Origin of the sequence: Nonomuraea sp. NPDC050536 (genome assembly GCF_044457685.1) — a bacterium.
Classification (GTDB): Bacteria; Actinomycetota; Actinomycetes; order Streptosporangiales; family Streptosporangiaceae; genus Nonomuraea.
On the sequence record NZ_JBITHD010000004.1, the window covers coordinates 342,395 to 363,538 of the forward strand.

At 71.6% G+C, this 21,144-nt stretch carries 23 protein-coding genes; 8 read left to right on the plus strand and 15 right to left on the minus strand.

The window, feature by feature from the left end:
- Window positions 1-38: 38 nt before the first annotated feature.
- Complete coding sequence (locus tag ACIBHX_RS14790; RefSeq protein WP_397067583.1) at window positions 39-737, minus strand: response regulator; 699 nt, start codon at window positions 735-737, stop codon at window positions 39-41.
- Window positions 734-2,329 (minus strand): sensor histidine kinase, encoded by a 1,596-nt coding sequence (locus ACIBHX_RS14795; protein ID WP_397067584.1) that lies wholly within the window; start codon window positions 2,327-2,329, stop codon window positions 734-736. The genes ACIBHX_RS14790 and ACIBHX_RS14795 overlap by 4 nt, the downstream gene beginning before the upstream one ends.
- A 129-nt stretch (window positions 2,330-2,458) precedes the next feature.
- On the opposite strand from ACIBHX_RS14795, the gene ACIBHX_RS14800 reads away from it, so the two are divergent.
- Both ACIBHX_RS14800 and ACIBHX_RS14805 read left to right on the plus strand, forming a co-directional pair.
- The gene (locus ACIBHX_RS14800; RefSeq protein WP_397067585.1) at window positions 2,459-3,049 is read left to right on the plus strand and encodes a class I SAM-dependent methyltransferase; all 591 of its coding nucleotides are present in this window, start codon (window positions 2,459-2,461) and stop codon (window positions 3,047-3,049) included.
- Window positions 3,050-3,112: 63 nt separating this feature from the next.
- Window positions 3,113-4,294: an acyl-CoA dehydrogenase family protein gene (locus ACIBHX_RS14805; protein WP_397067586.1), complete on the plus strand. Its 1,182-nt coding sequence runs from the start codon at window positions 3,113-3,115 to the stop codon at window positions 4,292-4,294.
- Here ACIBHX_RS14805 and ACIBHX_RS14810 read toward each other — a convergent pair.
- From ACIBHX_RS14810 to ACIBHX_RS14860, 11 genes are all read right to left on the minus strand, one after another.
- Complete coding sequence (locus ACIBHX_RS14810) at window positions 4,291-5,070, minus strand: enoyl-CoA hydratase/isomerase family protein (RefSeq protein ID WP_397067587.1); 780 nt, start codon at window positions 5,068-5,070, stop codon at window positions 4,291-4,293. The two genes, ACIBHX_RS14805 and ACIBHX_RS14810, sit on opposite strands and share 4 nt — an antisense overlap.
- Entirely contained in the window at window positions 5,067-5,981 is a 915-nt protein-coding gene (locus tag ACIBHX_RS14815; protein WP_397067588.1) for an alpha/beta hydrolase, read from the minus strand. The genes ACIBHX_RS14810 and ACIBHX_RS14815 overlap by 4 nt, the downstream gene beginning before the upstream one ends.
- A 9-nt stretch (window positions 5,982-5,990) precedes the next feature.
- Entirely contained in the window at window positions 5,991-6,701 is a 711-nt protein-coding gene (locus ACIBHX_RS14820; protein ID WP_397067589.1) for a gamma-glutamyl-gamma-aminobutyrate hydrolase family protein, read from the minus strand.
- A 213-nt stretch (window positions 6,702-6,914) separates the two neighbouring features.
- Window positions 6,915-8,126, minus strand: coding sequence for a cytochrome P450 (locus tag ACIBHX_RS14825; protein ID WP_397067590.1), 1,212 nt, complete (start codon window positions 8,124-8,126; stop codon window positions 6,915-6,917).
- Entirely contained in the window at window positions 8,123-9,322 is a 1,200-nt protein-coding gene (locus ACIBHX_RS14830) for a cytochrome P450 (RefSeq protein ID WP_397067591.1), read from the minus strand. The genes ACIBHX_RS14825 and ACIBHX_RS14830 overlap by 4 nt, the downstream gene beginning before the upstream one ends.
- Complete coding sequence (locus ACIBHX_RS14835) at window positions 9,319-9,906, minus strand: GTP-binding protein (RefSeq protein WP_397067592.1); 588 nt, start codon at window positions 9,904-9,906, stop codon at window positions 9,319-9,321. The genes ACIBHX_RS14830 and ACIBHX_RS14835 overlap by 4 nt, the downstream gene beginning before the upstream one ends.
- Entirely contained in the window at window positions 9,884-10,237 is a 354-nt protein-coding gene (locus tag ACIBHX_RS14840; protein ID WP_397067593.1) for a DUF742 domain-containing protein, read from the minus strand. Before ACIBHX_RS14840 ends, ACIBHX_RS14835 begins: the two co-directional genes overlap by 23 nt.
- Entirely contained in the window at window positions 10,234-10,623 is a 390-nt protein-coding gene (locus ACIBHX_RS14845; protein WP_397067594.1) for a roadblock/LC7 domain-containing protein, read from the minus strand. Before ACIBHX_RS14845 ends, ACIBHX_RS14840 begins: the two co-directional genes overlap by 4 nt.
- Window positions 10,624-10,634: 11 nt before the next feature.
- Window positions 10,635-12,296, minus strand: coding sequence for an ATP-binding protein (locus tag ACIBHX_RS14850; RefSeq protein WP_397067595.1), 1,662 nt, complete (start codon window positions 12,294-12,296; stop codon window positions 10,635-10,637).
- Between the two features lie 378 nt (window positions 12,297-12,674).
- Window positions 12,675-13,817 (minus strand): MFS transporter, encoded by a 1,143-nt coding sequence (locus ACIBHX_RS14855; RefSeq protein ID WP_397067596.1) that lies wholly within the window; start codon window positions 13,815-13,817, stop codon window positions 12,675-12,677.
- A gap of 60 nt (window positions 13,818-13,877) precedes the next feature.
- Entirely contained in the window at window positions 13,878-14,543 is a 666-nt protein-coding gene (locus ACIBHX_RS14860; protein ID WP_397067597.1) for an NAD(P)-dependent oxidoreductase, read from the minus strand.
- Window positions 14,544-14,872: 329 nt separating this feature from the next.
- Between ACIBHX_RS14860 and ACIBHX_RS14865 the strand changes: the two genes are divergently transcribed.
- Entirely contained in the window at window positions 14,873-15,991 is a 1,119-nt protein-coding gene (locus tag ACIBHX_RS14865; RefSeq protein ID WP_397067598.1) for a globin domain-containing protein, read from the plus strand.
- Here the strand turns inward: ACIBHX_RS14865 and ACIBHX_RS14870 are convergent.
- The gene (locus tag ACIBHX_RS14870) at window positions 15,988-16,785 is read right to left on the minus strand and encodes a helix-turn-helix domain-containing protein (protein WP_397067599.1); all 798 of its coding nucleotides are present in this window, start codon (window positions 16,783-16,785) and stop codon (window positions 15,988-15,990) included. The genes ACIBHX_RS14865 and ACIBHX_RS14870 overlap by 4 nt on opposite strands.
- Before the next feature lie 159 nt (window positions 16,786-16,944).
- On the opposite strand from ACIBHX_RS14870, the gene ACIBHX_RS14875 reads away from it, so the two are divergent.
- Both ACIBHX_RS14875 and ACIBHX_RS14880 read left to right on the plus strand, forming a co-directional pair.
- Window positions 16,945-18,024 (plus strand): WD40/YVTN/BNR-like repeat-containing protein, encoded by a 1,080-nt coding sequence (locus tag ACIBHX_RS14875; RefSeq protein ID WP_397067600.1) that lies wholly within the window; start codon window positions 16,945-16,947, stop codon window positions 18,022-18,024.
- A gap of 4 nt (window positions 18,025-18,028) precedes the next feature.
- Window positions 18,029-18,337, plus strand: coding sequence for a hypothetical protein (locus ACIBHX_RS14880; protein WP_397067601.1), 309 nt, complete (start codon window positions 18,029-18,031; stop codon window positions 18,335-18,337).
- Window positions 18,338-18,407: 70 nt separating this feature from the next.
- Here ACIBHX_RS14880 and thyX read toward each other — a convergent pair whose 3' ends face one another.
- Window positions 18,408-19,190, minus strand: coding sequence for an FAD-dependent thymidylate synthase (gene thyX, locus ACIBHX_RS14885; protein WP_397067602.1), 783 nt, complete (start codon window positions 19,188-19,190; stop codon window positions 18,408-18,410).
- 301 nt (window positions 19,191-19,491) lie between these two features.
- Here thyX and ACIBHX_RS14890 point away from each other — a divergent pair, with 301 nt between their 5' ends.
- The 3 genes from ACIBHX_RS14890 (at window position 19,492) to ACIBHX_RS14900 (ending at window position 21,109) form a co-directional block, all read left to right on the plus strand.
- Window positions 19,492-20,103 (plus strand): GntR family transcriptional regulator, encoded by a 612-nt coding sequence (locus tag ACIBHX_RS14890; RefSeq protein ID WP_397067603.1) that lies wholly within the window; start codon window positions 19,492-19,494, stop codon window positions 20,101-20,103.
- A gap of 168 nt (window positions 20,104-20,271) precedes the next feature.
- Window positions 20,272-20,622, plus strand: a complete 351-nt coding sequence (locus ACIBHX_RS14895) for a DoxX family protein (RefSeq protein WP_397067604.1) — start codon at window positions 20,272-20,274, stop codon at window positions 20,620-20,622.
- 13 nt (window positions 20,623-20,635) lie between these two features.
- Window positions 20,636-21,109, plus strand: a complete 474-nt coding sequence (locus tag ACIBHX_RS14900; RefSeq protein WP_397067605.1) for a MarR family winged helix-turn-helix transcriptional regulator — start codon at window positions 20,636-20,638, stop codon at window positions 21,107-21,109.
- Window positions 21,110-21,144 lie beyond the last annotated feature (35 nt).

Here is a 21,144-nt window from a genome sequence, read left to right on the forward strand (position 1 = left end):
AAGGACCACAGGATGTCCGTCAGGCGATCAACGGGTCGTCACCCTGTCGGTGGATTCGAAAGTCCGCCGCGGGGCGGACGCACCGGGCGGAAGGCGGCGTCCACGAGCCCGGAGCGGTGGGCGACGACGGCGGCCTGGATGCGGTTGCGCAGCCCGAGCTTGTCCATCGCGGCCGCGATATGGGTCTTGACCGTGGTCACGCCGACGTGCAGCTCCTCGGCGATCTCGGCGTTGGACAGGCCGGTGCCGACCAGCGCGAGCACCTCCAGCTCCCGTTCGGTGAGCCCGGCGGGCGGCGGCGCGGCGGCCTGCTCCTCGGCGGCCAGGAAGCGGTCCAGGACGCGCCGCAGCACCGACGGGGCCAGCAGCTGCTCGCCGGAGGCGGCCCGGCGGACGGCGTCGACCATGCGTTCCGGCTCGTCGTCCTTGACCAGGAAGCCGACGGCTCCCGCGCGCAGCGCGGCGTAGACGTTGGAGTCCTCGGCGAAGGTGGTCAGCACGACGATCCTGGTGGCGGGGCGGGCGGCCAGCACCCGTTTGATCGCCTCCAGGCCGTCGACCCTGGGCATGCGCAGGTCCATGAGGATGACGTCGGGCAGGTGCCGTTCCGCCAGCCGTACGGCTTCCGCGCCGTCGTCGGCCTCGGCGACCACCTCCATGTCGCCGGCCGCCTGCAGCAGCATCTTCACGCCCGCCCGCACCAGCGCCTGGTCGTCGGCGATGAGCACGCGGATCATGCCGCGCCCCTGGCGGCGGGCAGGCTGGCGGCCAGCAGCCAGCCGCCGTCCTCGTCGGGTCCCGCGCGCAGCGTGCCGCCGAGGGCTCTGACCCGTTCGCGCATCCCGGCCAGCCCCTGCCCGGAGGAGGGCAGGCGGTGCATGACGGTGGGCGGGCGGCCGTTGCGGATCTCGATGGCCAGCCCGTCGGCCGCGGAGGCCACGCTGACCCGGACCTTGGTGCCGGGGCCGGCGTGTTTGAGCACGTTGGTGAGGCCTTCCTGAACGATGCGGGCCGCCGAGGCGCGGGCCACGAGGGGCGCGCCGTCGGAGGCGGGGTCGAGTTCCAGGTCTACCAGAAGCCCGGCGGCCGACATGCGCTCGGCTGCCTCGCGCACCACGTCGGCGGGGTCGGCGAGCAGGTCGGGCTGCCTGTCGGGGTCGCGCAGCAGGTCGAGCAGGCCGCGCAGGTCTTCGAGCACCTGGTGCCCCGTGTCGCGGATGTCGGACAGGGCGTCGGCGACGGGCCCGTCGGGGGCGGCGTAGCGGGCGGCGCTGGCGCGCAGCACCATGGCGCCGACGTGGTGGGCGACGATGTCGTGCACCTCGCGGGCGATGCGCTCGCGCTCGGCCAGCTGGTCGGCGCGCACCTGGGCGACGGCCAGGCGGGCCGATTGGGAGGAGCGCAGCCGTTCGGCGGCGGCCGCGGCCTGCCTGGCGCCCAGGTAGCGGCCGATGGCGATGGGCGTGGCCACCAGCGCCATCAGCACGGCGATGCGGAACGGCGTGACCTCGGTGCCCGGCTCGACGACGGCGACGGCGGCCAGCAGGCATCCGGCGAAGTACGCGGCGGTGGTCCAGATCCACGAGGCGACCCGCATGGCGAACACGCCCAGCGCGATCAGCGTGAGGATCAGGCAGGTGTTGGCCACTTCCTGCAGGTAGGTGTCGGCGGCGAACAGCAGCGCGCCCTGGAACAGGAACACCATGCCGGGCAGCCGTCTGGCCACCCCGAGCGACAGCCCGCCGAACACGGCGAACATGCCGACCACCCAGACGGGCAGGGCGTTGTTGTGCCAGGTGGTCCAGGTGCTCAGCACGGTGTCGGCCACGCCGCCGCCGGCCAGCAGGATGTCGGGCGTGATGTCGCCTTCTTCCAGCCGTCCCGCGGGTCCGCGCAGGTAGGCGCCGACGACGGCGGGGAAGCCCGGCACCAGGAAGGAGTACATCCAGGAGTTGGCGGTGAAGGCCAGGCCGGGGTCGGCCATGTTGATCGCGGTGGCGGCCACCGCGGCCGCCAGCGCGATCGGGATGGCCCGCCAGCTGGAGCGGTGCGCCACCACGCCGACCGCCACGCACAGCAGGATCTGGGCGGTGTTGGAGGTGAACGCGCCGATCTGGTCGGTGAAGACCAGGAAAGCCGCCAGGTAGAGGCTGACCGGCATCGGCCACTTCCTGACCAGGCCCATGGGCGCGCCGACCAGGATCGCGAAGGGCAGCACCATGACCTCGGGCAGGCCCTGCGCCAGGCCCGCCTTGCCGGACAACAGCAGGTCGAGCCCTATCCCCGAGACCGCAAGCAAGATGTCCAGCGGCATTCCACGCCAACGCATGGCCACACGGTATCCGCCAGGCCCTGGTCGGCCGATCCTCCCGGCGGAGGAGTCCGCCTCCTCCAAGTGGCCGCAACAACGTCCCGACGGCGGAGGAGAGCAGGGTGCGGCGGCACCTAGTGTCGAAGTATGTCCAACGACACCGCGCTGTTCCTCGGTCAGTTCCTGCGAGCCCCCGCCACCATCGGCGCGGTGGCCCCCAGCTCCCGACGCCTGGCGGAGGCGGTCTGCGCGCCGATTCCCGAGCGGGGCGAGCCGACCGTGGTGGAGCTGGGGCCCGGCACGGGGCCGTTCACCGCGGAGATCCAGCGCCGGCTGTCGGGCCGCGGCCACCATCTGGCGGTCGAGGTGAACAAGACCATGGCCGACCTGCTTGCCGACCGTTTTCCCGCGGTCGACGTGATCAACGCCGACGCGGCACAGTTGTGCGCGCTGCTGACCGAGCGCGGGCTCGGGCAGGCCGACGTGGTGGTCAGCGGGCTGCCGTGGGCGGCCTTCCCCGATTCCTCACAGCGAGAACTGCTCGGCGCGGTGATCTCGTGCATGGGCCCGACTGCGGCCTTCACCACGTTCTCCTACATCCACGCCATCCCGCTCAGCTCGGCGCGCCGCTTCCGTGCGCTGCTGGCCGAGCGGTTCGAGGAGGTCGTGCACGGGCGGACGGTGTGGCGCAACGCTCCCCCGGCGTTCGTCTTCAACGCCCGGCGTCCCCGGGCCTGACTTGCGGCTCCGCCGTACAGGAGGAATCTTGTCGGCGGGAACAGAACTTGGTTCTATGGCGTGATGGATTTCACGCTTCCTGAGAGCGCGCTTGCCGTGCAGCGCGGCGTCGCGAACATCTGCTCGCGCTACGACCTGGACTACTGGCAGCGGTGCGAGGCCGACAGGCGCTGGCCCGAGGAGGTGTGGGCGGAGCTGGCCAAGGGCGGCTGGCTCGGCTTGGCGGTGCCCGAGGAGTACGGCGGCGGCGGGCAGGGGCTGCTCGAGCTGGCCGTGGCCACCGAGACGCTGGCCGCCTCCGGCGCGGCAGGGGGCTCGGCCTTCACCTACGTGCTCACGCCCGGCTTCGGCGCGCTCACCCTGGCCAGGCACGGTACGGCGGAGCAGCGCGAACGGCTGCTGCCGGGGCTGGCCACGGGTGAGATCGAGACCTGCTTCGCGCTGACCGAGCCGGACGCCGGGTCGAACTCCCTGGCGATCACCACCAGCGCCCGCCGCGACGGCGGCGACTTCGTCATCAACGGCCAGAAGATCTGGATCACCGGGGTGCAGCGGGCGAGCTGGATGCTGCTGGTGACACGGACGATCCCGGCCGCGGAGGCCAGGCCGCGCACGAACGGCCTGACCGTCTTCCTGGTGAACGTGCCCGAGGCGGTGGCCGCGGGGACGCTGTCCTACCGGCCGATCCCCAAGCTGGGCGCCAACACCACGCCGTCGAACATGGTGTTCATCGACGACCTGTGGGTGTCGGCTTCCAGCGTGGTCGGCGAGGTGGACCAGGGCGCGGCGGTGCTGTGGGACATCCTGAACCCCGAGCGCATCCTGCTGGCCGCCTCGGCGCTGGGCGGGGCGGAGGTGGGGCTGCGGGTGGCGGTCTCCTACGCCAAGGAGCGGGAGGTGTTCGGCCGCCCGATCGGCGCGAACCAGGCCATCGCGTTCCCGCTGGCGCAGGTCAAGGCCAAGATCGAGCTGGCAAGGCTGATGCTGTACAAGGCGGCGTGGGCCTTCGACCGGAACGAGCCGTGCGCGACGGAGGCCAACATCGCCAAGCTGACGGCCTCGCAGGCGGCCTGGGAGGCGGCGGACGCGGCGTTCCAGACGCTCGGCGGGATGGCCTACTCGCTGGAGTATCCGGTGGCCAGGCTGCTGACCGACGCCCGCATCGGCAAGGTCGCGCCGGTGACGGAGGAACTACTGCTCAACTACGTGGCCACACAGGTGCTCGGGCTGCCGCGCTCGTTCTAGCGGAAGGTGGGCGGGCGCTTCTCCCGGACCGCCCGCACGCCCTCCCGCACGTCGGGCCCGGTGAAGCCGAGGAACTCCATGGCCAGTGAGGCGTCGAAGGCGGGCCCGGCCAGGCGCAGCCAGTTGTTGAGCGAGTACTTGGTGAGCCGGATCGCCTCCTGCGACCCGGCTGCCAGCCGGACGGCGATCTCCAGCGCCTTGTCGTGCACCTCGGCGTCGTCGACGCAGAGGCTGACCAGGCCCATCCGCTCCGCCTCCGCACCGGTCACCGGCTCGCACAGCAGCAGGTGGTACTTGGCCTTGGCCAGCCCGCACAGCAGCGGCCAGATGATCGCCGCGTGGTCGCCGGCGGCCACGCCGAGCCGGGTGTGGCCGTCGATGATGCGGGCGGTGCGACCGGCGACCGAGATGTCGGCCAGCAGCGCCACCGCCAGCCCGGCGCCGACGGCCGGACCCTGGATGGCCGACACGACGGGCTTGGAGCAGTTGAGCACGTTGTAGACGATGTCGCGGGCCTCGGCGAACACCCGCAGGCGGGTGGCGTGGTCGTCGATCATCTCCTCGATCATCGACAGGTCGCCTCCGGCGGAGAACGCCTCGCCCTCTCCCCTGACCACGACCGCCCTGACCGACTCGTCGCGGTCGACGTCGCGCCAGATCTCGGCCAGCTCGCGGTGGCCCGTCATGTCGACGGCGTTGAGCCTGCGCGGCTCGCTGATGGTGATCCGCAGCACGCCCTCGGCGGGGGTGTCGGTCTTGAGTTTCTGGTAGCTCACAGCGCCTCCCGTAGCCGGTCCGCCACGTAGTCACGGGCCTCCATGGCCTGGTCGAACAGGCCGGGCAGGCCGAAGAAGCCGTGCACGGCGCCGTCGAACCTGCGCATCTCGACCGGGACCCCTGCCTGGGCGAGCCGCGTGCCGTACTGCTCGGCCTCGTCGCGCAGCACGTCGTACTCGGCGGTCACGATCGTGGCGGGTGCCAGGCCCGCGCAGTCGGCCAGCCGCAGCGGCGCCAGGCGCGGATCGTGCGGGTCGGTCTCGCCGGCGTACTGCTCGATGAACCAGGCCATCTCCGCGGCGGCCAGGCCGTAGCCGTCGGCGAACTCGCGGTAGGACGGGGTGGTCATGGCCACGTCCGTGACCGGGTAGATCAGCACCTGGTGTGCCAGGGTCAGGCCGGCGTCGCGGGCCTGCCAGGCGGCCACTGCGGCCAGGTTGCCGCCGGCGCTGTCGCCGACGACGGCCACGCCGCCGTTGCTCTGGTAGAAGGCGGGCCGGGCGAACAGGTCTCTGACCACGGTCCAGGCGTCGTCGGCCGCGGCGGGAAAGGGGTGCTCGGGGGCCAGCCGGTAGTCGACGGAGACCACCACGGCGCCGGCGCGGATGGCCAGGTCGCGGGCCTGGGCGTCGTTGCGCTTGACGCTGCCGAAGACCCAGCCGCCGCCGTGGAAGTAGACGATCACCGGTAGCGCGCCGTCGCCGCGGTCGGCCCGGTAGATGCGGATGGGCACGCCCTCGGCCGTCTCGTCCCTGACGAAGGGCAGTTGGGTGTGCGGGCCGCGTTTGAGCGCGAACGCGTCCTGCCCGCGCAGCTCGTTGATCTTCTCCAGGTCGAGCGTGGCCAGGTCGACGCCTAGGTCCGTGGGGTACTGCGCGACGTACTCCCGCGCCTGGGGGTGCAGCGGCATGATCGCAGCCTAGCGGGCCGCCTCCACGAGCGCATCGAACAGCTTGCTCCCGGTGCCGCCGGCCGGGCCGCCCTCCTGAGAACGTTCGGGGTGCCACTGGACGCCCACGCCGAAGCGGTGGCCCTGCAGCTCGATGCCCTCCACGATCTGGTCCTCCGCCCACGCCACGGCCAGCAGGCCGTTGCCGAGCCTGCGCACCGACTGGGTGTGCGGGGACACCACCTCGATCTTGTCGCCGACGGCCTTGCCCAGCTTGCTGGAGACGCTCACCTGGATCACGTGCGGCGTGTGCGGCTCGCCGTGCTTGTCGTTGTCGAGCACCTCGGGCAGCCACGGGATCAGCGTGCCGCCCTGGGCGACGTTCAGCACGTGCATGCCCCTGGCGATGCCCAGGATCGGCACGTCGGCCTGCACGGCCGCCCTGGCCAGCGCCAGCTCGAAGCGGTCGCGGTGGGCCTGCGCCTCCTCGACCCGCTCGTCCTGCTCGGCGCCGTAGGTGTCGGCGCCCATCGGCACCCCGCCGGCCAGCACGACGCCCCGCAGCCCGCGCACGTAGTCGTCGATCGCGTGCAGGTTGAGCGGGGGCAGCACGACCGGCGCGCCGCCCGCCCGCTCGATCGACTTGGCGTAGGACGGAGGTGACAGCACCGCCTCCCTGACCCAGGAGCCCCAGCGGGCGGCTTCGAAGTAGGCGGTGATACCGATCAAGGGTCGGGACATGCGATCTCCAGGGGGCATGCGTGGCGACTGCCACTAGCCCATCATGGCGCACACCATTTCGCTTATGTCACCTCTCCCGGAGATCCTGTTCTTTCACTTGCATTACCCACCGAAACGGTTCTTGTGCCGTACGGCGCGCCACACGGGATCCCGGTGAGCGCCCGCCGTAGGGCAGGCACATGGCTCACCGGTGGCGCCAGCCGTACAAAACCCTCAGGACAGCAGGACGGGCAACGAGGAGGCGCTGTTGGAGAACAGGGACGGGACCGGGGCAAGGCCGGACACGGGCACCGCCAACGACAGATCCGGATATTTCGCGAAGAGTGCTGACAGGGCGATCGTGGCCTCCTGCCGGGCCAGCGGCGCGCCCAGGCACAGGTGGGGCCCGCCGCCGAAGGCCAGGTGCCGCTTCTGCGACCGGGTAATGTCGAAGCGGTCGGCCATCTCCCCGTGCTGGGCGCCGTCGCGCCCGGCCGCGCTGTAGGGCGCCAGGATGGCCTCGCCCGCCGGGATCGTCACCCCGGCGATCGTGACGTCCTCCAGCGGGTAGCGGGCCAAGAAGTTGCCGATCGGCGCGTCCCAGCGCAGCGTCTCCTCCACCACCGCGTCCCAGGACTGCTCCGCGACCGCCAAGGCGAGCTGGTCGGGATGGGTGAGCAGCGCGCGGACGGCGTTGACGATCAGGCTGAGCGTGGTCTCGTGGCCGGCGGCCAGCATCAGCCAGAGCGTGCCCGCCAGCTCCTCGTCCGTGAGCCGCTCGGGGTCGTCCTCCTGGGCGGCGATGAGGGCGCTGGTCAGGTCGTCGCCCGGGTCGGCGTGGCGCAGCGCGACCAGGCGGCCGAGCAGCAGGTAGATGTCGCGCTGGGTGGCGAGCACCTCCTCGGCGCTGGTGGTGGAGCGGAAGATGCTGTCGACCAGGTGGCGCAGCTCGTCCCGCTCGTCCTCGGGCACGCCGACCAGCTCGCAGATGACCCGCATCGGCACCGGGTAGGCGAAGTGCCGCCGCAGGTCCACGCCGCCGTCGGCGCCGGCGTGGCCCGGCAGCTCGTCCAGCAGGCCGGCGACGATCTCCTCGATGCGCGGGCGCAGTGCCTGGACGCGGCGCGGGGTGAGCGTCTGGGTGACGAACTTGCGCAGTCTGTGGTGCTCGCGGCCGTCGGCGGTGACCATGTTGGTTACCTTGACCATGCCGATCAGCGGCCAGTCGTCGGGGATGTCGCCGCGCTTGATGGCGTTCCAGTTGCGCCAGTCCTTGCTGACACGCCGGTCGGCCACCAGTTCGGCCAGCAGGCCGTGGTGGGTGACGGCCCAGGCGTGCACGTCGCCGGGGAGCACGACGCGCACGACCGGGCCGAGCTCGCGCAGTTCTGCGGCCTCGCCGTGATGGTCGGACCCGGTGGGGTCCAGGGTGACGACCGGGATCATGAGCGGCCTCCTGGGGTGGCGCTGAAGTGGACCGGCAGCGATGCGGGGCAGCGGGTCCACGGTGAGGGATGCGGGGTCAGCTCCTCGGCGGCCACCGCGAGGCGGACGTCGGGCAGCAGGTGCAGGGCCGTCTCCACCGCGGTACGGGTGATGAGGCGGGCGGGCACGGGCGCCGGGCAGACGTGCGGCCCGGCGCCCCAGGCCAGGTGGGCGCGGTTGCCCAGCTCGATCGTCTCGTCGCCGGTGTGCACGCGGGGGTCGGCGTTGGCCGCCGACAGGCCGAGGATGAGGGCGTCGCCGCGGCGGATGCGCTGGCCGCCGAGCTCGGTGTCGCGCAGCGCGTAGCGGGCGGGCATGTTCGTCATCGGCGGGTCGCGCCACAGCACCTCGTCCAGGGCGTCGTCCACGCCGAGCCGCCCGCCGCGCAGCCGCCCGGCGAAGCGCGGGTCGGTGAGCATGAGGCGCAGCGTCTGGGAGATCCAGGTGGTCGTCGTCTCCTGCGCGGCGGAGATCATCACGACCATCGACTGGAGCACCTCGGCGTCGCCGTTGAGGTCGGGGTGGGCCAGGAAGCGGGTGGTCAGGTCGTCGGCGGGCACGCTCTTCCTGGCGTGCATGACGCCGCCGAGGATCTCCTCGAACTTGCGGTTGCCCTCCTGGGAGTCCTCGGCGCTGCCGAACAGGGCGCGCAGCGCGGCCAGCAGCTCGTGGCCCTGCTCGACGTCCAGCCCGAACAGGTCGGCGATGGCCAGCATCGGGATGATCGCGGCGTACTCGGCGACCAGGTCGGCGCTGCCGCGCCCGGCGAAGGCCGCGACCAGCTGCCCGCACATGGACTCCACGGACTTGCGCATGCGGCGCTGGTCGATGGCGCCGACCCCGTCGTCCAGGGGGCGGCGCAGCCGCCGGTGCTCTGCCCCGTCGGCGCCGATCACGTTGGGGCGCCAGAACATCATCGGTCCGAGCCCGGAGTCGGGCGGGACGACGCCCTCCTGGAACAGCCGCCAGTTGCGGGCGTCGCGGGAGTAGAGCTTCTCCTGCCTGGCGATGGTCAGCACCTCGTGGTAGCCCATGACGAGCCAGGCGCCCACGCCCGGCTCCAGCTCGACCCAGGCCACCTCGCCCCACTCCCTGCGCAGCCGGCGGACGACGGTGTGGGGGTCCTGGCAGGTGGTGGTGGCGGACAGCGGGATCATGCGGTCACCTTCTGCGCGTGCTCGACCAGGGTGATCAGGGCTTCCACCGACGACGCGCGGCTCCTGGCGTCGCAGTCCACGATGGGCGTGCCCGGCGGCAGGTCCAGCGCCTCGCGCAGCGCCTGCGGGGTGTGCCTGCGCGAGTCGGGGAAGTGGTTGACGGCGATCGCGAACGGCAGGTCGCCGCGCAGCTCGAGCTGGTCGAGCACCTCGAAGCTGCCCTCGAGGCGGCGGGTGTCGACCAGGACGAGCGCGCCCACGGCTCCGCGTGACAGGCCCGCCCACAGGTCCCAGAAGCGGCGCTGGCCCGGCGTGCCGAACAGGTAGAGCGCGATACTGCGGCCGAGCGTGATGCGGCCGAAGTCCATGGCGACCGTCGTGGTCTTCTTGCCTTCGAGGCCTTCCAGATCGTCGACGCCGACGCTGGCCTCGGTCATCGTCTCCTCGGTCCGCAGCGGCTCGATCTCGCTGACCGAGCCGATCATCGTGGTCTTGCCGACGCCGAAGTCGCCGACGACGAGGATCTTCACGGCCTGCTCCACCGTCTCGGGCAGGTAGCGGTCAGCGGAGCTTGCGGAGACCATTCAGCACCTCCTGCAGGGTTTCCAGGTTCGGCCTTCCGGCCTCGGGGATGCGCGAGCGGGCGGTCAGGTGGCCGGAGTCGACCAGGTCGGAGGCCAGGATGCCGACGACGCTCAGCGGCAGCTCCAGGTGGGCGGCCGCCTCGGCCAGCGACAGCAGCCGCGAGCACATGCGCAGCAGCGCCCGCTCCTGGCGGCTGGCCGAGATGGGCAGCGGCTTGGCCGGATCCGCGGCGACCAGCAGCGTGTCGAGCCCGATCGTGTTGCGGGTCGGGCGGGCCCTGCCCTGGGTGAGCACGTAGGGCCGGACGGCGCTGTCCCGGTAGTCGGTCATGATCTGGCCGGGGTGCTGAAGTTCCTCTCGCCGAGCTTGATGACCTGGGCCTGCATCTGCTGGGCGATGAGCCGCGGATCGACCACCGGGTCGGTGATGACCACGAGGTGCGAGCCCGTCCCTGCCGCGCGGGCGAACAGGAACCCGCCCTCGAATCCGACCATGAGTTCCCTGACGGCCCTGCCGCCGCTGCCGAACTCGCGGCCCACGCTCTGGGCCAGCGACTGCAGCCCCGAGCAGGCGGCCGACAGCCGGTCGGCGACGTCCCTGTCGGTGCCTGCGGAGCGGGCCTTGAGCAGCCCGTCCGAGCTGAGCACGACCACATGCCTCACCCCGGGCACCCAGACGACCTCGTCGATCATCCAGTCCTGATCCTGCTGCTGCACGCGTTCCCCCTTCATCGCTCGCCCTCCGGCTGACCGGGAGGCTCCTCGTCCTGGTCGAAGAAGGCCGCCATCCACGCGCCCGCCTGCTCGGGGCTGGGCTGCCCGGCGGGCGGCGCAGGCTCGGGCTCCTCGGCCCGCTCCCCCCTGCGTGAGCGCCTGCGCGGCAGCTCTCCCCCGTCCAGCAGGTCCCCTTCGTGCGGGATCACGTCGATCGGGCCGGTCTCGTGTACTTCGATCTCGCGCGGTTGTACGGCGAGCGGGCCGGTCTCGTGGGACCGCGGCGGGTCCGCCTCCGCCGGCCGTACCACCCCCGGGTCCGTCTCGGCCGACCTGCCCCCGAGCGGGTCCACCTCGGCCGGCCCGACCGCGAGCGGGTCCACGGCTGCGGGCTGGGCTCGGAGCGGGTCCACGACGGCGGGCCGGGCTGCGAGGGGGTCCGCTTCGGCCTGCCGTACGGCGGGCGGGGGCGAGAGGCGGGCACGCTCGGGCGCGCGGGACAGCGGCGAGGTGATCGGCTCGAGCGTCTCGACGATCTCGGAGGGCACCAGCACGACCGCGCGCACTCCGCCGTAGGGCGAGGGCAGCAGGTCGGCGAGGAAGCCGTGGCGGCGTACGTAGTGGCCGATGACGGCCAGGCCCGTCTGCGGGATCTCGCCGACCTCGCCCACGTCGACGGGGCGGCGGCCTGAGACGATCTCGCGGGCCTGCTCCAGATGGTGCTCGTCCATGCCGACGCCGCCGTCGTCGATCTCGATGACCGCGCCGCGCTGGACGTTGCGGACGGCGACCAGCACCTTGGTCGAGGGCGGCGAGCACTGGGTGGCGTTCGCGAGCAGCTCGGCCACCAGGTGGATGAGCGGCTCGACCACCTGCGCGGCGGCCGCGGTGTCGGGGTCGCCGGAGACCTCGATGCGCTTGTAGGCGACGATGCGGGAGGCGGCGGCGCGGACGACGTCGACCAGGGCGAGCGGGCGGGGCCACTGCTGCCCCGGCCACTCGCCGCACAGCACGGCCAGGCTCTGGGCGTGGCGTCCCTGCTGGGCGGCCGCGTGGTCGACCTGCATGCTGGACTCCAGCACGTCCGGATTGTGCGGATGGCGGTCGGCCATCAGCGACACCGTCTCCTGGATGCGGTGCGCCGAGGTCTGCACTCGCCGCGCCAGCGCCAGGACGGCCAGCCGCAGCGACTCCTGGTGCTCCCGCTCGCGCTCGGCGGTCTGGGCCACCGTGTCCAGCACGTCCTCCAGCGCCGCGGCCGCCTTCTCGTCCAGCGCTTTGCTCTGGAACGGCGCGGGCACCGGCTGCCGGCCCATCACCGCCGGGATCCGCACCTGGACCAGTTGCCCGATCGCCTCCTCCAACGCCGCCGAGCGGGCCGCCAGGTGGTTGGTCCACTGGGAATTGCGCTGCTGGAGGTGCTGCTGGAACTCCTTCTCGCGCCGCTGCATGGCGCTCTCGCGCTGGGCCAGCGTCCGCTGGAGCTCCCGCTGCGACTGCCGCAGCATCGCCACCGCCACCGCCGCGAGCAGCGCGAACACTCCCGCGCCGAGGGACGTCCAGACGAGGGCGGGCCTGCCGCCCGCCAGGACGGCGCCCACCGAGCAGGCGGCGGCCAGCAGCGGCAGGGCCAGCGTGGCGGGCCAGAGCCACGGCGCACGAGGGGGAGAAGCCATGATCACCTTTTGCGGAACGGCGACGAGACGGCGGTCGGGCGGTAGCGGCGCGCGATCTCGCGAGGACGCTCGGTGGCGGCGCCGCGGTTGCGCACGCCAACCAAGATCCGATTATTCCGACTCGACCCGATCAGTCAATCGACTCGACGCGATCTGTCAGATATGTAACAAAGGTAGGCTTTGCCGCCTTTATCCCTCTTTACGCCCACATCTCCCCCCTCGCCCCTCCCTCACGCCCCCGCCTCCGCTTCCTCCCCAAAGCGCCACACTCCACCCACACACCCCCACCAAAGCGCCGCACTCCGCCCGCGCAGCTCCCTTCCCAGGCACCGCGTCGGCGAGAAGGGGTACGGCGCCCTTGTACGGCGAGCAAGAAGATCACGAGACAGCGCGAGGGTGGCGCGTGGCGGAGGCGGCCGCGAGGAGGGCAACGGCGCCGCCGAAAAGCATCACCGTGGACGGCGAGGTGGCATCCACCGCGACGCCGCCCAGGAGCGCCCCGGCCGAGAGGGTGGCTTGGAAGGACGAGGTGAACAGTACGGTGGCCGCCTCGGGCGCGTCCGGCGCCGCCAGGGCGAAGAAGGTCTGCGAGCACACGGGCACCGCCCCGTACCCGAGGCCCCACACCACCAGCAGCACCCCCGCCCCGAGGGGCGACCCGCCGAGCAGGGGCAGCGACAGGGTGGCCACGGCGACCAGGCCGGCGGCCGCCGCGAACACGCCCCGCGGCCGGCGCCCCACGAGCGAGCCCGCCGCGAAGTTCCCTGCCACGCCGGCCACGCCGTACACCAGCAGCAAACCCGTGACGAGCCCTGGGCCCGCATGCGTGACGGTCTGCAGCAGCGGCCGGACGTAGGTGTAGGCCCCGAAGTGCGCGAGCACGATCAGGAACGTCGCGACCAGCGCCCTGACCGTCCCGGGACGCCCGAGCAGCCCGCCCGCGCGAGGAGCGGAAAGGGCGGGCAGCGGGGGCAGCCAGACGGCCAGCGCCACGACGACGCCCACGGTCAGCAGGCCCATGACGGCGAACACCGCGCGCCACCCGGCCAGCTGCCCGAGGAGCGTCCCCGCGGGCACCCCGAGCACGGATCCGAGCGGCACCGCCGAGAAGATCACCGCGGTAGCCGTACCCGCCTGGGAGGGGGTCGCGAGCCGCCCGCCCAGGCCCGAGCCGAGCGCCCAGAACCCGCCGATCACGAGCCCGACCAGCACCCGCGAGACGATGACGAGCCAGTAGCCGGGCGCCACCGCCGCTAGGAGGTCGGCCAGCGCCAGCACGGCCATGAGCGCGCACAGCACCACCCGCCGGTCGGTACGGCCTGCCACGGAGGCGACGGCCGGCGCGGCGACCGCGGCGAGCACGCCCGGCATCGTCATCATCAGCCCCGCGGTGCCGTCGGAGATGCCGAAGCTCGCCCCGATCGGGGTCAGCAGCCCGATCGGGAGGATCTCGGTGGTGACGATCGAGAAGATCCCCAGCGTGACGGAGACGACGGCGGGCCAGCGTGTGGTGGTGAGCATGCGCCCCACTCCAGCAGTCGCCGCCCCGCCGTCGCTGGCGGGTTCAGGACCTGACCAGGCTCAGTCCGCGACCCCGATCGCCTGGCGGACCGTGCCGGGCAGCTCCAGGGTCGACAGCATGTAGTGCGCCACGTCGGCCCGCGAGATGTACCGCCCGCGCGGCACGTTCCGCCCGATCTCGGTCCTGTAGGACCCGGTCATGGGCTTGTCGGTGAGCTGGACGGGACGCACCGAGGTCCAGTCGAGGCCGCTGTCGCGCAGCACGTCCTCCATCTGGGCCAGGTCGGCGTAGGTCCTGCGGAGGAAGAGCTTCAGCAGCGGATACACCACCCGGCCCAGGAACACGCCGTCACCGGGGTCGTGCGCCACAGCGGGACGGCCGGGTCCCGGCATGGTGGCCACGGGGGCCGCGCTGAGCGCGATCAGCCTGCGTACCCCGGCCGTGCGCATGGCCTGCACGATGGCCCTGGTGCCCACCCAGGTGCTGCCCGCCTCGGAGTTGCGCGGCGGGCCGAGCGCCGACAGCACCGCGTCGGCTCCCTGTACGGCGGGCAGCAACGCGGCGGGGGTGGCCTTCGCCAGGTCGGCGGTCACGACCCGGGCCTGCGTGGCGGGCAGCTTGCCCGGGTCGCGCACCACGGCCGTGACGTCGTGGCCCGCGCTCAGCGCCTGCTCGAGAACGTGGCGGCCCACCCTGCCGGTGGCCGCGAAGACGGTGAGTTTCACTCTGTGCTCCGTTTCAGTCGTCACCTGTGTGACGGATCGCGGCGCACGAGTGTGACAAGCGGGCTTTTCCTGGCGAATGCGATTTACTTTCACTTTCGCCTCTGAAACCATGGAACGTTGATTGCGGAAAATAACGGTACCGTCACGGATAGTTGTGGTTCGCACCGTATTGGGGTGAAACGGTTGTGACGTCCGGGGGGCGGTGTAACACTCAATTTCGGAACGATCGGATGAGCCGGGGCCCGCCGAACGTTCTACACCCGGAACCGTCAGGGAGGTGGAACGACACGACCGGAATTTAATTCCGGTCAATAGGTGGGGACTGGTATATGTCGCTGAACCCGCGCCTGGTTAAGGAGAGTTTCTCCGTCGTCGAGCCGGTGGCGGACAAGGCGGCCGCGTACTTCTACGGCCGTCTCTTCGCCGAGAATCCGCACTTGCGGGGAATGTTCCCGCCCTCCATGGATGTGCAGCGCGACCGGCTCTTCAGCGCGCTGACCCGCATCGTCTGGAGCCTGGACAGCCCGGACAGCATGGCCGCGTTCCTCGGCCAGCTGGGCCGCGACCACCGTAAGTACGGTGTGATCACCGAGCACTACACGGCGGTCGGCACCGCGCTGCTGTCCACGATCCGGCGCTTCGCGCGCGACATCTGGACCGACGAGATCGAGGCCGCGTGGGTGGCCGCCTACACCGCGGCGGCCGACCTGATGGTCCAGAGCGCCGAGGCGGACGCGGGCGTCTCCCCTGCCTGGTGGCTGGCGGAGGTCGTCGACCACGAGCGCAGGGCCAGGGACATCGCGGTCATCACGCTGCGGCCCACGCAACGCCTGCCGTACACGCCGGGACAGTACGTCAACGTGCAGACCGCGCGGTGGCCGCGGGTGTGGCGGACCTTCTCGATCGCCAACGCGCCGCGGCCGGACAACACGATCCGGCTGCACGTGCGCTCGGTGCCAGGGGGGTGGGTGTCGACCACGCTGATCAGGGACACCCGCATCGGCGACACGGTCATGCTCGGCCCGCCGGTGGGCACGATGACGGCGCCCGAGCGCAGCGCGCGGGACGTGCTGTGCGTGGCGGGCGGCACCGGGCTGGCGCCGCTGAAGGCGATCATCGAGCAGATCATCACCTCCGGGCGGCGGCCCAACATCCACCTGCTGTTCGGCGCCCGCAGCGCGGCCGAGCTGTACGACCTGCCCGACCTGATCAGGATGGAGTCGTCGTTCCCGTGGCTACGGGTCCTGCCCGTGGTCTCCGGCGACCCCGCCTACGACGGGATGCGCGGCCACCTGCCCGAGGTCGTCGAGCGTTTCCACTCCTGGGCCGAGCACGACGTCTTCGTCTGCGGCCCGCCCTCCATGGTCAACGAGACTGTGCGCCGCCTGCAGCAGGGCGGCGTTCCGCTGCCCCGCATCCACCGCGACATCGTCCTGGCCGAGCGCTAACCCTTCTTGAAGGCCAGCGCGGTCTCCTCGTCGGCCGGCCAGAACGTCTCGATGGCCAGCTCGGAGACCGTGACGTCGAGCGGGGTGCCGAAGGTGGCGATCGTGGTGAACATGGACAGCACCTCATCGCCGTGCCTGATCCGCAGCGGCAGCAGGATGTCACCCGGGCCGGGCACGTGCGCCACGTTGAGCTCGACGCCCGGGTAGGTGTAGCCGGCCAGCTCGTCGTGGAGCTCGGCCAGGACCCCGTCGCCCGACGCCTCGGCCTGGCGGCGCAGCTGCGCCAGCAGGTAGGCGCGCACCACCGGCAGGTTGAGCAGCCTGCCGCCCATCGCCTGCGGGTGGAGCGACAGGCGCATCACGTTGACCGGCTCCTCGAGCAGTTCGGCCGGCACGCCGTCCATGAACAGGGCGACCGCGGAGTTGGCCGCCACCAGGTTCCACGCCGCGTCCACGACCAGCGCGGGGTACGGCTCGTGACCCGCCAGGATCTTGTCCAGGGCCTGCCGTACCACCTCCATCTCCGGCGCGCGCACCTCGCGCTCGTGGAAGACCGGGGCGAACCCGGCCGCCACCAGCAGCCTGTTGCGGTGCCGCAGCGGCACGTCCAGTTCCTCGGACAGCTTCATCACCATCTCGCGGCTCGGCCGGGCGCGCCCGGTCTCCAGAAAGCTGATGTGGCGGGCCGACACGTCCGCCTCGATCGCCAGGTCCAGCTGGCTCACCCGCCGCCGCTGACGCCACGACCGCAGCAAATCGCCAAATGTCTCATCCTGTACGGCTAGCGCTCCCATGTCCGAAAAGGTATCGATCGACAGGGAAGGATGGCGATTACCCCCCAGGTAAAGCGCAACCAGAACGACCTTCGGCGCAATTCGCGCAGACCCCGGCGGTGTCCGCAATGGCGTGACACGATGGCCAAGAGGCGAACATGGGAGCGATGGGAGCGTGAAATGAGCGAAGCGCTGCTCGCGATCGGCACCCGCAAGGGCCTGTTCCTGGCCCGTTCGACGGACGGCGGCCCGTTCGAGGTCGAGCCGATCCAGTTCTCCACGGTCGCGGTGCCCTCCGTGGCCATCGACACCCGCGAGACGACGCCCCGGCTGCTGGCCGGGATCGAATACGGACACTTCGGGCCGTCGGTGATGTACTCCGACGACCTCGGCGAGACCTGGCAGGAGGCCTCCAAGCCGCCCATCGCCTTCCCCGAGGGCACGGGCGCGACGCTGGCCAAGGTCTGGCAGCTGCTGCCCTCCCCCTCCGAGCCCGGCGTGGTCTGGGCCGGCGTCGAACCGGGCGCGCTGTTCCGCTCCGAGGACAGGGGCGTCACCTACCAGCTGGTGCAGGGGCTGTGGGACCACCCGCACCGGCCGCAGTGGCAGCCCGGCGGCGGCGGGCTGTGCCTGCACACGATCATCAACCACCCCAGCGACTCCCGGGTCATGGCCGTGGCGGTCTCCGCCGCCGGCTTCTACCGCAGCACCGACGGCGGCGCGAGCTGGGAGGCCGCCAACCACAACATCAGGGCGCCGTTCATGCCCGAGGGGCAGCAGTACCCCGAGTTCGGCCAGTGCGTGCACAAGGTCGGCATCGACCCGGCCCAGCCCGACCGGCTGTACCTGCAGCACCACTTCGGCGTCTACCGCAGCGACGACTTCGGCGGGTCCTGGCGCGACATCGGCTCGTCGCTGCCGTCGGACTTCGGCTTCCCCATCGTGGCCCACCCCACGATTCCGGACACGGTGTACGTGCTGCCGCTGCAGGCCGACGTCGACCGTACGCCCGTCGACCACCACTACCGGGTCTTCCGCAGCCAGGACGCCGGCTCGACCTGGGAGCCGTTCTCCGAGGGCCTGCCCAGGGAACCGGTGCACGCCAGCGTGCTGCGGGACGCCATGACGGCCTCACCCGCCGGGATCTTCTTCGGCACGCGCGACGGCGAGGTCTACTGCTCGCGCGACGACGGCGAGACCTGGACGCGGGTGGCGGGCCACCTGCCGGACGTCCTGACCGTGCGCGCGGCGGTGCTGTAGTTCCATGGCCAAGCCCGTGACGATGGTCGTGTTCGTACTGCCCAGCTCGCTGCGCCACTGGGTGAGCGGCGAGACGGAGGTCAAGGTCTTCGCGGTCGGGGCCGACCACGAGACGCCGCCCACCCTCGGCTCGGCGCTGGACAAGCTGCGCCGCACGCATCCCCGCCTCGAAGAACGCCTACGCGACGACTACGGCCGCATCAGACGCCACATCAACATGATCGTCTGCGGCGAGAACGCCCGCGGCCTCGGCAGCCTCGACTGCGCCCTCCCCCCGGGCGCCGAAGTCTACGTCCTCCCCGCCCTCGCCTAACTGCCCCACCGAGCGAACGCCCCGGCAAGAAGCCGGGGCGTTCGGCGCGGCGGCTGGAAGGGTGGGGTGGTTAGACCTTGCGCCAGCCGGGGATCCAGGTGCCGTCCTCGACGACGTAGTCGCCGAAGAGAGCGGGGGCCTCCTTGCGCATGAGTTCGCCGATGCGCTGGAAGAGGAGGCGGATCTCCTCCTCCGCTCCGGCGGCCGTACGGGCCTCGATCGTGTGGCGCAGCGTGCGCACGTTGGCCGTCCACACCAGCCCCGTCGCCAGCCCCTCAGGAGCGAAGCGCCGCATGAAGGACGTGCGGTGCTTCTTCTCCGCGAACGGCACGCCGTCCTCATCCAGCCCGAAGTGGTCGGCCATCCACATCTGGAACTGCTCCAGCTGCTCCAGCATCGCCGTGGCCCGCTTCATCAGCTCCGGATCCCCCTGTGCCCACTCAGGGAACCAGAAGGGCAGCTCCGTGAGCCGGACGAACCGCAGCGACTCCTGCGAGATGGCCACGCCCGGGCGGTGCCGTACCAGCTCATGGGTGAGCACCCGGCTCACGTTGTGCAGCACGAAGCTGAAGGACACGTGCTCGAGCACCGAGCCGTGCGCGCTGGCCAGGATGTTGCGCAGATAGTCGTTCTGGTCGGTGCGGATCTTGACCACGTTGGGGTTGAGGCCGGGCTCGAAGGAGCGGTAGCACAGGCGTCCGGCGAACTCGGCCAGGTCCTGCGCGTCGAGATCGCCCCTGTCGAGGCGCTCAAGCCAGCTCTCACCGCCGACCTCGCCCAGGTATCGGGCCAGTTCGTCGTAGTCCAGCTCAGGACGGGCGACGAGGAAGACCTCGGGTTCGACTGTGCGCATGGCGAGCCCCCGCTCGGGTCGGCGATGTGACGGCCCAAGCAAACCAGCTCCCGCCCCCCAACGCGAGCCGCCCCCTCCTCTGGCCACGGACTTCTCCTCACAAGCCACCCACAGGACCGCACTCCCTCGGGTTAGGGGCGTGTGCTTCCGTTTTTGGGCGGGCGTGGGGGTTGGGGGTGAGGTAGGGGTGGGGGGTGGATGGTGGGGTGAGTGGGGGATCGTATCGTTGACTGTTGACGAACTTCCGTATTCGAAGGGGCCGCCCGTGATCCCGATCGCCCGCGTTTCGCTTGGTGAGAGGGTGGCGCACTCGCTCCGGCTGCTGATCATCGGTGGCGAGTTGGCGAGTGGCACGCATCTGGTCGAGGAGTCGCTGGCGGAGCAGTTCGGCGTCAGCCGCGGCCCGATCCGCGACGCGCTGCGCGTGCTGGAGACCGAGGGCCTGCTGGAGTCGCGCCGCCGCGGAGTCTACGTGACAGGCCTGACCGACGCCGACGTGGACGAGCTCTACTCGCTGCGCGAGTCGATGGAGTCGCTGGCCGTACGGCTGGCGATGCGCGGAGCGTCCGAGGGCGACTGGGCGGAGGCCGCCGAGGCGCTGCAAGGTATGCGCGGGGCCGCCGAGCGGGGTGACGTCGACGCGTTCTCCCGGGCGGACCTGGACTTCCACTCCGGCTTCTACCGGCTGTCCGGGCACCGGCGGCTGGGCGCGGTGTGGGAGCAGTACCGGCCCACGTTCGCGGTGATCCTGGATGTCACCAACGCCCGCGACCGCGACCTCCTCCCGGCCGTCGCGGCCCACGCCGACCTGCTGACCCTGGCCCGCTCCGGCGACGAGGACGCCGCCGTGGCCGCCCTGGCGGACCACCTCCTGGGCGCCCGCCACCGCCTCCGCGCAGCCCTCCACCGATAACGACACCCAGCAACCACGTCCGCCAGGCCGTCATTCCGGCAGCCGCACCGAGTGCGCCACCGCCAAGACCCGGCCCCCGGCTCGAGCCGACACCCGCTGCGACTGAAGCTTGTTGCTTCAAGTTTAGGAGGCTACAGTCGGAGGCCCCATAACTTGAAGGGTCAAGCAATGAACGTGGTCCTGTGGGTGCTGCAGATCCTCCTCGGCCTGGCCTTCCTCGTCGCCGGCACCGGCAAGCTCACCGTGCCCAAGACCGCACTCCAGCCGCGCATGCCGTACGTCGAGGACTTCTCGCAGGGCCAGATCCGGGCGATCGGCGCGATCGAGGGGCTGGGCGCGCTCGGTCTGGTGCTGCCGTGGGCGACCGGCATCGCCCCGGTGCTGACGCCGCTGGCCGCGTCAGGGCTGGCTGTCACGATGGTCGTGGCGGCCGGCGTTCATCTTCGACGCAAGGAGAATTTCGCGATTACCCTAGTACTGCTGGCGATGGCGGTCATCGTCGCGGTCGGACGGTTCTGACGCTGGGGGACGCTTGCTGGAGGGGCTCCACGAGGACGAGCAACGCGCCTGGCAGGGGCTGCTGGCGGTCATGCTCGTCGGCATGCCGCAGGTGGAGCGCACCTTCCGCGCGCACGGGCTGGTCCACATCGAGTACGGCCTGCTCAACATGCTCGCGGCACGGCCCATGCGGCTGAGCGACCTCGCGGTGATCAGCAACGTGTCGATCAGCCGCCTCAGCCACCGCATGAGCAAGCTGGTCGACCGCGACTACGTGCGGATCAGGCCGGACGAGAGCGACGGCAGAGCCAGCGTGGCCGAGATCACCGACCAGGGCCGGGCCGTGATCGCCGCGATCGCCCCCGAGCACACCAGGGCGCTGCGCGAGGTGCTCTTCGACCACCTGACCCCCGAGCAGACGGCGGCCCTGGCCGACGCCATGCAGATCGTCGGCACCAAGCTCGGTGCCTGCATGCACGGCCCCGAGGGGCTGCACCGGCCTACGTGACGTCGCGCCGCAGCGTGGTCGCCGAGGCCACGGCG